The sequence below is a fragment of the Pseudidiomarina sp. genome, from assembly GCF_033722695.1.
Classification (GTDB): Bacteria; Pseudomonadota; Gammaproteobacteria; order Enterobacterales; family Alteromonadaceae; genus Pseudidiomarina.
The window spans coordinates 17,205-27,815 of sequence record NZ_JAWVYM010000023.1 but is presented as its reverse complement, the minus strand read 5'-3'; the positions used below and the strand labels follow the sequence as shown (position 1 = coordinate 27,815).

General features: G+C 51.9%; 9 protein-coding genes. 2 read left to right on the top strand and 7 right to left on the bottom strand.

From position 1 onward, the window contains the following. Nucleotides 1-81 precede the first annotated feature (81 nt). From dkgB to R3196_RS08600, 6 genes are all read right to left on the bottom strand, one after another. The gene (gene dkgB, locus R3196_RS08625) at nucleotides 82-876 is read right to left on the bottom strand and encodes a 2,5-didehydrogluconate reductase DkgB (protein WP_318936368.1); all 795 of its coding nucleotides are present in this window, start codon (nucleotides 874-876) and stop codon (nucleotides 82-84) included. A gap of 66 nt (nucleotides 877-942) precedes the next feature. Continuing rightward, the gene (locus R3196_RS08620; RefSeq protein WP_318936367.1) at nucleotides 943-1,404 is read right to left on the bottom strand and encodes a GNAT family N-acetyltransferase; all 462 of its coding nucleotides are present in this window, start codon (nucleotides 1,402-1,404) and stop codon (nucleotides 943-945) included. Between the two features lie 82 nt (nucleotides 1,405-1,486). After that, on the bottom strand, nucleotides 1,487-3,538 hold the full coding sequence (locus tag R3196_RS08615) for a nitric oxide reductase activation protein NorD (protein WP_318936366.1): 2,052 nt from the start codon (nucleotides 3,536-3,538) through the stop codon (nucleotides 1,487-1,489). Between the two features lie 18 nt (nucleotides 3,539-3,556). Then, the gene (locus R3196_RS08610; protein WP_318936365.1) at nucleotides 3,557-4,354 is read right to left on the bottom strand and encodes a CbbQ/NirQ/NorQ/GpvN family protein; all 798 of its coding nucleotides are present in this window, start codon (nucleotides 4,352-4,354) and stop codon (nucleotides 3,557-3,559) included. Beyond that, nucleotides 4,351-5,718 (bottom strand): cbb3-type cytochrome c oxidase subunit I, encoded by a 1,368-nt coding sequence (locus R3196_RS08605; protein ID WP_318936364.1) that lies wholly within the window; start codon nucleotides 5,716-5,718, stop codon nucleotides 4,351-4,353. Before R3196_RS08605 ends, R3196_RS08610 begins: the two co-directional genes overlap by 4 nt. Before the next feature lie 25 nt (nucleotides 5,719-5,743). Further along, entirely contained in the window at nucleotides 5,744-6,601 is an 858-nt protein-coding gene (locus R3196_RS08600; protein WP_318936363.1) for a c-type cytochrome, read from the bottom strand. Between the two features lie 393 nt (nucleotides 6,602-6,994). Between R3196_RS08600 and R3196_RS08595 the strand changes: the two genes are divergently transcribed. Both R3196_RS08595 and R3196_RS08590 read left to right on the top strand, forming a co-directional pair. Further along, the gene (locus R3196_RS08595; RefSeq protein ID WP_318936369.1) at nucleotides 6,995-8,491 is read left to right on the top strand and encodes an FMN-binding glutamate synthase family protein; all 1,497 of its coding nucleotides are present in this window, start codon (nucleotides 6,995-6,997) and stop codon (nucleotides 8,489-8,491) included. 7 nt (nucleotides 8,492-8,498) lie between these two features. Then, on the top strand, nucleotides 8,499-9,698 hold the full coding sequence (locus R3196_RS08590; protein WP_318936362.1) for an MFS transporter: 1,200 nt from the start codon (nucleotides 8,499-8,501) through the stop codon (nucleotides 9,696-9,698). Here the strand turns inward: R3196_RS08590 and R3196_RS08585 are convergent. Then, nucleotides 9,695-10,591 (bottom strand): LysR family transcriptional regulator, encoded by an 897-nt coding sequence (locus tag R3196_RS08585; protein ID WP_318936361.1) that lies wholly within the window; start codon nucleotides 10,589-10,591, stop codon nucleotides 9,695-9,697. The two genes, R3196_RS08590 and R3196_RS08585, sit on opposite strands and share 4 nt — an antisense overlap. Between the last annotated feature and the right edge of the window lie 20 nt (nucleotides 10,592-10,611).

Below are 10,611 nucleotides of genomic sequence, written 5' to 3'. Positions count from 1 at the left end.
TTTAAAATCCCTCGCTGGTAACAGCGTGCCGGTTCAAGTCCGGCCCCGGGCACCACTTCTATTTCTGATTATCCGATATTCTCAATCCCAATCCGGTGCGAAATCGGGATCAATTATCCGCTCGTTTCGATCCAAGCCGTCGATGTCGGCCATGTCCTGAGCCGTCAGCTGTATCTTTTGCGCCTTGAGGTTGCTGCGCAAATGCTCGGTTTTCGTGGTTGAGGGGATAGTGATAAAGCCCTTTTGCATTTCCCAGGCCAGGGTAACTTGCGCTGCAGTTACATTATGCTGAGCCGCTATGGCACGCAGCGTATCGTTTTCAACCACTTCGCCTTTGGCAAGGGGCAGATAAGCCGTCACCTTAATATCATTGCTTTCACAGGCATCAGTCACTTTTCGGTTTTGCATAAATGGATGGACTTCAATTTGATTGGTCATGATGTTGTCGGCACCGACATGTGCGATGGCGCGATCCATTAAATCGATAGTGAAGTTAGATACGCCAAAATGCTTAATCAAACCCTGCTCACGGGCTTCAGTCAGTGCATCCAGCGTTTCTTCCATTGGCACTTCGTCGTTAGGTGACGGCCAGTGAATCAGCGCCATGTCGATGCAGTCGCGCTGCAGTTTGTCCGCACTTTGCTTAAGGCTGTCTAATACTTGCTGATGTTTAAAACTCTCAAACCAGACTTTTGTAGTGACAAATACGTCCTCGCTCCTGGTTTGCGCGAGACCTTTACCAACGTCGGCTTCATTTTCATAAGCCTGCGCGGTATCAATATGCTTGTAGCCCATCGCGACCGCTTCTGTAATCAGCTCGGTCAGTGTTGGGCCTTTTAGCCGGAAGGTTCCCATTCCAAAATTAGGTATCATCATGCCTCCTTTTTTATGAGTCTCAACCGAAAGCATAGTAAAAGATCGCTGCTTTTACTTCCCCCGCTGCTAAAGTAGTAAAACCATTATTATGCGATCCTGACCAGGCCCCAGATAATCACACCGTCTTTCCGTTTCTTTAAAATTTAATTTTTTATACAGCGCAATCGCTGATTCATTATCTGGTGATACGCTCAGTTCTATTCGTTGATAGTTCAGCGACCGTGCCAGAACTACTGTTTCCCGCAATAACGTTGCGCCCAGCCCCATGCCCTGATATTCCTTACCGACCAGTACTGACATCAGTGACAAGGTGGCTTCAGAAACGGGTACCAACAGGCTATAACCTGCCACAATTTCTTTGCGTTTCACTATAAGGAAAGTCTCAGGCCATTGCCTCAGGGCCTGATAAAAGAAGAGGGAGGGATAAGCATCATCGGCATAAACTTGTGTTTCCAGAACGCTTACGCCGGCGATATCGTCGTAACCCGCTGGTGTAACTTTAAACTTCTGAGAATCGGTTTTGCTCATAATTTTATTCTGTACTTGCGGCTAATTTATAGTGTGCATGTACTTTAACGTATCGGGGTAAGCGGTAATAGCTAACGCGGAGTTATACAGTAACCAGATGCTTCATCCATTCCAGTAACACCGTTGACAGCCGTTCAGGCTTCGTCAGCATTGCGTACTGATGGGTACCAAATATGCGAGGCAGGTAGTTAGCCGCCTGGCGGTCGATGGTAAGGCAAAACGGGGATATTCCCTGTAACCGGGCTTCGGTGACGGCCTGGCGCATATCTTCGACGCCGTAGCGGCCTTCGTAGTCGTCTTTGTCGCTTGGCTTACCGTCGGAAAGCACCAGTAATAATCGGTGAGCGGCCGGTTGCTTCATTAAATCTGCGGTTGCATGACGAATAGCTGCGCCGGCGCGGGTATAGTACTGTGGTTCAAGCGAACTGATCCGCAGTGCAATGTCATTACTGAAGCTCTCTTCAAAACCTTTAATCTGTTGCACAGTTACCGCATGCGGCCCTTCGCCAGAAAAAGCCTGCACCGAATAAGGCTCACCCAGCCCCTCCAGCGCGATACATACCAGCAACAGCGCTTCGCGCTCAACGTCTATGATGCGGCGGTTTTCTGAAATCCAGCTGTCGGTTGAGCCGCTGATATCAATCAGCAGGGTAATTGCCAGATTACGGTCGGCAGTGCGTTGGACCTGGTAGAGGGCGTCGGACATTGACTTGCCCGCGCGAAAATCGGTGTAGCTTTCTATGTAGGCATCAAGGTCAATTTCATCGCCATCCTGTTGGCGACGGTGCCGGACACGCCGCGCCTGTAACATTTCAAACCGCTTGCGGATGGTATTCAGCATAGATTCATGTTCACGACGAGTGTCATCAACCCATTGCTGCGATCCATGCTGCGGAGACAACAGACGCACAGTGGCGCCGGATTCGTTATAGCAGCTGTTGCGGTAATCCCACTCGGGGTAAAGGATGCCTTTGCCTTCGGCAATAGCTGCTTTCAGTTGTTGGCGTGCTTTTGCGTCGGGTGGGTCGTCCGATAACAACACCTCTTTTGGTTGCCCGGGTGTTGCCACCAGTCTTGCTTCGGAAAGCTCAGATACCATGTCACCGAATTCTTCGGCACTAGTCTCATCATCCCGATCGGTGGGGCGCTGCAAGCCCAAAGGGTCCTCGGCATGCTGGTGCGGCTCATCGCCCTGAACCATCCAGATCCCATCTTCCGGCTGGCTGTCATCTTCGTCCTCAACGGCGTCACGTTCTTCCGGCCTGCGGTTCAACCTTGCGCCACGAGGCACTTCGCTTGTTTGCTGGTCATCCTCTGCTGCGGCCGATGATACTGCTATCGAAATTTCGTCAGCAGGTACTCGGTAATCGCCGGTCCACCAGTCGCGAACCAGCGGACGAGGCCCCAGCTTTTTTGCAGAGATTGTTGGTGGTAGCAATGCACCGGAATGAATTATTTTGCGGGCATAAGCGAGCGACTGAGCAGGCGTTGTCGTTACCGCAATTTCCGCGCTTCCGGTCCTGTAATCCAGGGTCAGAAGCTTGCGTGCAAATTGTTCCAGGGGTTGGCGAACACGCGAAAACTGGTTTAATGGCGGGCGTTTATTTAAACAGTGGAGTCGCAGCTGGTTTAGATGTCCCTTCATGCCCGGCAGCAGGTCTATAAGTTGATGGTCAGCCGACCAGGCTTCGATCAGCAGGTAAACATCGGCCAGTAGCGGCGACGAAACGATCTGATGATAACTAGCGGCACTGCCGCGCCGCGCCCGGACCACCTGTTGTAATGCCATCACCCGAAATAAGTCAGTGCCTGCAGCATGGTCAGTGCCATCTGCTTCCGGAGGCAGCCATATGGAGGTGTCATTGGTAGCAGGAATTTTTATTTGTTGCCGCGGTTTTTTGTCATGGCGAAACAAAATACCCAGCATAGTCGCGCGGGCAGGGTATTGTGTCGGCCGGATGGGATAACTGGTGCCGACAGCGGCGTGAATAAACAGATCCAGGCGCGCTGCGATATCTGTCAGGTATAGTCTAGGTGGGGAGCCCGGCGGTCGCCGGTGTCGTTGCCAGAAGCGGCGAATATAGACGCTGGCATGGCGGACAAGGTCGCTGACGACTTCTTCGGCTTCAGCCATCACAGCCTCCTGGTAAAATCACACAAAAGTGGCGTTGACGAGATCGCGCATTGCAGCCACCAGAGAGTCATCATCAGATAGCGGCGAGATCAGTCCCGCATAGCAGGCCTCTATAATTGGAATACCATTTTTTGCCAGTAATGCTGTGGCGATAAGCAGGCGCGTGCTGGGTACCTCTGCGAGTCCCCGATCGCGAAGTGAACGAATACGGTGGGCCAAGCTAACCAAAGCGTGTGCGGTAGCGTGATCAGTGCCGCTTTCCTGCTGGACGATTTCAATTTCCTGTTCAGAACCGGGAAAGTCGAGGTCCATCGCCACGAAGCGCTGCCGGGTGCTGGGTTTTAAGTCCTTAAGCATGCGCTGGTAGCCCGGATTGTATGACACCACTAACTGAAAACCCGGCGCCGCCTGAACCGTTTCTCCGGTTTTGTCGATGGGTAGGATACGCCGGTGATCCGTGAGTGCGTGCAGGATTACCACAGTATCCTGGCGCGCTTCAACCACCTCATCGAGATAACAGATTGCCCCTTCGCGGGCAGCGCGGGTAAGGGGGCCGTCTTGCCAGCGGGTGCCTTCATGGGTTATTAAAAACCGTCCGATCAAATCACTGGCAGCTAAATCATCATGGCAGGCAATGGTGATTAGCGGTCGCTTCAGGCGCCACGCCATATGCTCCACAAAGCGCGTTTTACCGCAACCTGTCGGGCCTTTCAGCATCACTGCCAGGCATTGCTCATGACAACGTTCGAAAATCTCTATTTCATTGCCGGCAGGCAAATAATAGGGCTCTGCCGGCGTCATCGCGGTAACCGTCATTGCTTCCTCGTGACAGTCGCTTCCGGCTCCACCGCTTCTTCATTGGCCTCAAAACGCGGCCGGTAACGGAAGAAGTCATAAATGTAGAAAGCAACCCCAAGCGCAAACAGGGAACCCGTGGCAATCAACATCAGAAAGTGCACCTGAATTTTCAGCTGCGCGTCCAGATAGCCCATGCCCATGATACGCTCGAGATAAACCTGCCCAAGGCCTGCTGTGGCAAAGGACAGGGTCATGCCGAACATACCGGAAACCTGTAGCCAGAACGCCCAGTAGCCTAAGGTACTTCCTTCTTCCGCGCGGCCATGGGTAAGCTTCGGCATCGCGTAGGTAATCATGGCGAGCACGATCATGGCATAGGCACCGTAAAATGCGGCATGCCCATGCATAGCAGTAATTAACGTACCGTGAGTCCATTTATTCACGGCCGGGAAGGTATGGGCAAGCCCCAGCAGACCAGCCCCGAAGAGCGCAAAGATGGCACTCCCGACAGTCCAGTGCAGAGCAAGACTGTTTGGATGGGCAAGGCCTGAGCGCCGCATCGCTGAATAAGCGTAGATTGCCATGCCGGCCAGTGCTGCTGGCTCAAGAGCGCTGAAGATGCCGCCAATCGGTAACCAGTATTGTGGTACACCAACCCAGTAATAGTGATGAGCGGTGCCCAGGATGCCGGCAATAAATACCAGACCAACGATCACATATAACCATTTCTCCATAACTTCCCGGTCAGCGCCGGACAACCGGATTAGCAAATAGGCGAGAAACGCGCCCATGATCATCATCCAGACACCTTCCACCCATAAGTGGATGGTCCACCAGCGGTAGAAGATCGACACCGTGTAGTTTTCGTAATAAAGCAACGCCGGGAAAAAGAGCACCGCAGAACTAACCAGACCGATGAGCAGCACGCCTTCAGTGGTGGTAAAACGCCCTGATTTTTTTATCGTCATGCCAATGTTGTACAAGAAAATCAGCATACAGATAACGATCACGATCTTATGGGGCAGGGGCTGCTCAAGTAGTTTGTTGCCGGTCCCATAGCGGAATAGGTAGCCAATAATGGCGCTGACACCCATTAGGGTCCACAGAATCAGCTGGATGTACGCGAGTTTTACACTATGTAACTCGGTACGGGATTCATCGGGGATCATCCAGTAGGTAGCCCCCATAAAACCGGTAAGCACCCATACGATGAGTAAGTTCGTATGTATGACCTTGGTCACGTCAAAGGGCAGGATGTAAAGCAGCGGATCCGGCCCCAGGTATTTAGCTGCGGATAACAGGCCAAATACCAACTGCAGGCCGAATAGCACCATTGCCACAGCAAAGTACCAGTATGCAACTGACTGCGATTTATACCGCATTGTTATTCTCCCTAATTTTTACCCATCATTTAAGCGTTGCCAGATAGGCAACCAACTGGTCGATTTGTTCTGGCGTTAAACTGTTATCGTACCCCTGTGGCATAAAGGAGGTGCCGCCAGCGGAATACATACTGCCCGGTACCAGATAGGCGCTGGGCGCAACGATGGATTCACGGATATAGCCTTCGACATCTTCTGCCTCACCCTGGTAATCAGCTGAGCGAATAATAGCCTGAGCTCTGGTCGCTAATCCGGCGAGCGTTGGCCCGGCCATATCGGCGCCCGGCTGCGTTGAATGACAGGCGGTGCATGCGGGTGACGCGGTGCGATAGACATATTCACCCTGGGCGCGCGGGTCATCCGCTTCGGTAACTGGTGTTAAATCCCCGGTTGTGCCCGTTAGGTCTTCGGTATCTTCCGCGGTGTCAGCAACAAATGCTGAGGATAGGGTGCCGCCTGTTACCATAATCGGCCGCGGTGGCCAGCCCTGGTTATCGACGTTTGCTACCCAGTCAAGAAAATCGATCAAATCAGAAATTTCCTGTTCACTGAGGTCTTGGGTGGGCATTAACCGGCGGTGTTTTTGTTCATCATAAAATTGTGACGGGTCACGCATGTAGGCTTTGAGATAGGCTTCACCCCGGTGCTGGGTGATTTTGGTAAGGTCTGGTGCGTAATAAGCGCCTTCGCCGAACAGGGTATGGCAGTTGATGCAGTTGTATTTATGCCAGACATCCTTACCACGGGTTACTTCCGGCGTTATATTTTCCGCATTAGTGAGTTCGCCGAACTGCCGGTGGCTATCAAGGGTCAATATCAAAAATATCAGCGCCGCAATTAAGGTTGATGCAATTGCAAAGATCCGAGCTTGCCGGTTCGTCATGATGCCGCCTCCGATCTAGACGTTAATACCTGTCCAGTGCAGGACAGAAATGGAGGCCGCATAAATAACAGCTGTGGCCATTAGGAGCAGGACAATAAAACTCAGAATCCTGAGTGGCGTGTACAGTTTTTTCTGGTGCATAAGACCTCCTATCTTGAGCGTTGTAATGGCCAGTCATTTAAAAAGAGGCGTTGAAGGTTACCGCTGTACAATTATCGACCATCCCGTAGTAATTGCATTGAGAGTAGTCAAGCTTTATGTAAAAAACAAAAAATAATCCTTGAAGTAATTTGTTAACAGTCAGGCGGGCTTGTTGAAACGTTCAGGGGGCAGTAAAGTAAAGGGTATAGGGCTATTCACCAGCGTGGAGAAGGTATGACTGACAACCCATGGATGAATGCAAATACGCTACTGCTCGTCGCGCAATGGCTATTTGGAATATTTGTTCTGTTACTGTTCGCGGGAATCATCGCCGTCGTGGTTATGTATATTGTTGACCGCACTCAGGTAAAACATACCGTGAGGCGGAACTTTCCGGTTATTGGACGCTTTCGCTATCTGTTCGAAACCCTGGGTGAATTTTTCCGTCAGTATTTTTTTGCCATGGATCGCGAAGAGATGCCTTTTAATCGCGCGCAACGCTCCTGGGTATACCGCGCCGCTAAAAATGCTGATCGCACTTTACCCTTTGGTTCTACCCGCGATATTGGCGTTAACGGCACCATTATTTTTGCCAATGCGCCTTATCCACCGCAGGCCGAAGATCAAACCTCTCCTGAACCCTTAACCATTGGCCCGAATTGCCGTGAACCCTATTCGCCGGTTTCCTACTTTCATATTGCCGGAATGAGTTACGGAGCGCTATCGTCGGTCGCTGTTCGGGCGCTGTCTAAAGGCGCAAAACAGGCTGGCTGTTGGTTTAATACCGGCGAGGGCGGTCTTAGCCCTTATCATCTGGAAGGTGGCTGCGATCTGGTATTTCAGATTGGCACAGCAAAGTATGGGGTACGCACCGCTGACGGTAAGCTTGACGAAGAAAAACTGGAAGAGCTTGGTAATCACGAGCATATAAAGATGTTTGAAATCAAGCTTAGCCAAGGCGCCAAACCCGGTAAGGGCGGCATTTTACCTGGTATCAAGGTTACTGAAGAGGTCGCTGCCATTCGCCTTATTCCGGTCGGACAGGATTCTATTAGCCCAAACCGGCATCCTGAAGTGAGTAACAATAGTGAGCTACTGGATTTTATCGACAAAATACGAAAAATCACCGGTAAACCAACGGGTATTAAATTTGTGATGGGCGACCCGAGCTGGATCGACGAACTGGTTGATGAAATCCATACCAGAGGCACGGAGTGCGCACCAGACTTCATCACCCTGGACAGCGCCGATGGCGGCACTGCCGCATCACCGCAACCACTGATGGATTACGTTGGTCTGAAGCTATCTGAGAGTCTGCCGGTGCTGGTCGACAAGCTGATTGCCGCCGATTTAAAAGAACGTATCAAAATAGTCGCATCGGGCAAAATGATCACTCCGTCTGATGTAGCTTGGGCACTCGCAGTTGGGGCCGACTTCATCGCTTCAGCGCGGGGCTTCATGTTTTCGATTGGCTGTATTCAGGCGATGCAATGTAACCGTAATACCTGTCCAACGGGTGTAACGACTCATGATAAGAAGTTAATGCGCGGTCTTGATCCGCACGAAAAAAGTGTGCGTGTAGCCAATTACCATAAGTACATGGAATACGGTGTGAATATCATAGCGCACTCATGTGGGGTTTCTGATCCGCGGCAGCTCAACCGCCGTCACGCCCGCGTTGTTACCCATACTGGTGACAGCATCAGCCTGGCGCAACGCTATCCGCCGGTAGTGGCGCGGCGCCAGTAGGAGATTCATGAAGCAGTACTTGCGGTTGCTGGCAAAGTATCCGGCATTCTTAACCTTTGGATTTCTGGCAACCTTCGCGTCAAGTTTCGGGCAAACATTCTTTATCGGTTTGTTTAATGACGCCTTACGCGAAAGCCATAATCTGAGTTACGGTGATTTCGGCGCGCTTTATGCGGCCGCGACCTTCGTTGGTGGTGTGCTGCTGATGCGCATCGGTAAAAAGTTGGACGTCGTGCCGCTGTCTGCCTTTACTTGTTTTACATTTGGCGGGTTAATCCTCTCAGCCGTACTCATCGCGGTTGACTGGCATGTCGCGCTGCTGTTTGTTGCCTTAGCCGGGCTACGCCTGTTCGGGCAGGGCTTTATGGGGCATATTGCTATGACCAGCATGGGCCGGTATTTCAGCAGCGATCGCGGTAAGGCCATCGCCATTGCAGGCATGGGCTTTCCGCTCGGCGAAATGATCCTACCGATCCTCGTGGTTATGCTATTTGCGGCTATTGGCTGGAAATCTACCTGGCTGGTATTCGCCGGCTTGCTGTTGTTAATGCTACCGTTGATGATTAGCCTGCAGCGCGACAAACCTGATCAAGCCGAACAAACACATGGTGTTCATAAAGACGAACTGGCTACGCTGATTCGCCAGCGCGATATCGTGCGCGAACGAACGTTCTGGATGGTGCTGCCGGCGATGCTTGGCCTGCCATTTCTGGTTACCGCATTATTACTGAATCAGTTATGGCTAGCGCAGGAAAACGACTGGCCAGTCGCGGCTGTAGCGAGTGGAATCCTGATGTTTTCTGTTAGTCGCGTGAGCGTTTCATTAATTGCCGGCAGTTTAATCGATCGCATTGGCTCGGTACGTCTTATCGGGGCTAATATTCTGCCTGCTACTCTCGGGGCTGCGTTATTACTAATTGTACCCGGGTTTTGGGCCTGGTGGCTGTTTCTTGCGCTGGCGGGCGTAAGTGCCGGAATCAATTCAGCGTTGTCCGGTACGCTCTGGGCTGAACTCTATGGCGTTACCCGACTGGCAACAGTGCGGGCACTGGTCCATGCGCTTATGGTCTTTGCTACTGCGCTATCACCTTTGTTGATGGGATTAATGATTGATACAGGGCTAAGCAGTTCAGCGGTTATCAGCTCTTTTATTTTGTTGCTGCTGCTCGCCTGGGTCAATGCTCAGCGACTGAACCACAAAGATTAACGCAAACTTGCCTGTAAGCGGCTTTCCAGCCATTTGCTGAAGGCCACCACCGCCACTGGCTGGCGCTGGCGACTTTTAACCGATAGCTGTACAGTTTCGGGCAAAGACACCTGATGTTCCGTAAATTGCTGATAGCTAGTTAGTTCCGGGTGCTGCAGAAACAGGCGGTCGAGCAGGGTGATCTGCGCTGTGCCCTGTATCAGGTCAATGGCAATATTGCTATTACTTACCGGTAATATAGCGACACGTTTACTCAGCCGCGCCTGTACTTTACTGAATTGCTGCCAGGCGGCAGATTGCGGATCGATCAACCAGTTACGCTCATCCAGCTGCGCGGCTTCAGTTTTGGCGGCAACCGGAATATATACCGGGGTATAGAGACTCTGCTGACGAATACTCTTATCGCGTAAACCGCCGTAGTGAATGGCCAGGTCCAGGCCTTCGTGCTGCAGCGCGCTGCTGAGCAGGGATCTCTCGGTGCTGTCAGGAAATAATGCTACAGTACTGAAGTGCAAACGAATATGGGGATAGAGCGCGTAGAAGTCGGCTAAGCGGACTGATAACCACCAGCGCAAAAAGCTTTCAGGCACCGCCAGACGCAAAGTCGTCAGCTCGCTGTCACCAATATCGCGGGTGCGTTCAACGGTACGTTCAAGTTCCCGGAAGATCCGTTGTAACTCTGGGGCGAGGGCTTGTCCGGCTGGGGTAAGAGCGTGGACTCTGTTATCGCGTTGAAAAAGCCGCGTTCCCAGTTGTTCCTCCAGCGCCTGCACCTGGCGGGTCACGGCCGACTGAGAAACGCCAAGTTGTTGTGCGGCTTGCTTAAAAGAAGCGGCATGAGCAGCGACTGAAAATACCCGTAACGCGTTGAGTGATGGCGACTTAGTACGCATTGCAGCGCCTCCGCTAATAA

Coding starts and splice junctions, on each gene's coding strand:
- R3196_RS08585 (WP_318936361.1), bottom strand. CDS start 10,591: ATGCGTACTAAGTCGCCATCACTCAACGCGTTACGGGTATTTTCAGTC.
- R3196_RS08610 (WP_318936365.1), bottom strand. CDS start 4,354: ATGACGGTTACCGCGATGACGCCGGCAGAGCCCTATTATTTGCCTGCC.
- R3196_RS08605 (WP_318936364.1), bottom strand. CDS start 5,718: ATGCGGTATAAATCGCAGTCAGTTGCATACTGGTACTTTGCTGTGGCA.
- R3196_RS08600 (WP_318936363.1), bottom strand. CDS start 6,601: ATGACGAACCGGCAAGCTCGGATCTTTGCAATTGCATCAACCTTAATT.
- R3196_RS08620 (WP_318936367.1), bottom strand. CDS start 1,404: ATGAGCAAAACCGATTCTCAGAAGTTTAAAGTTACACCAGCGGGTTAC.
- R3196_RS08615 (WP_318936366.1), bottom strand. CDS start 3,538: ATGGCTGAAGCCGAAGAAGTCGTCAGCGACCTTGTCCGCCATGCCAGC.
- R3196_RS08590 (WP_318936362.1), top strand. CDS start 8,499: ATGAAGCAGTACTTGCGGTTGCTGGCAAAGTATCCGGCATTCTTAACC.
- dkgB (WP_318936368.1), bottom strand. CDS start 876: ATGATGATACCTAATTTTGGAATGGGAACCTTCCGGCTAAAAGGCCCA.
- R3196_RS08595 (WP_318936369.1), top strand. CDS start 6,995: ATGAATGCAAATACGCTACTGCTCGTCGCGCAATGGCTATTTGGAATA.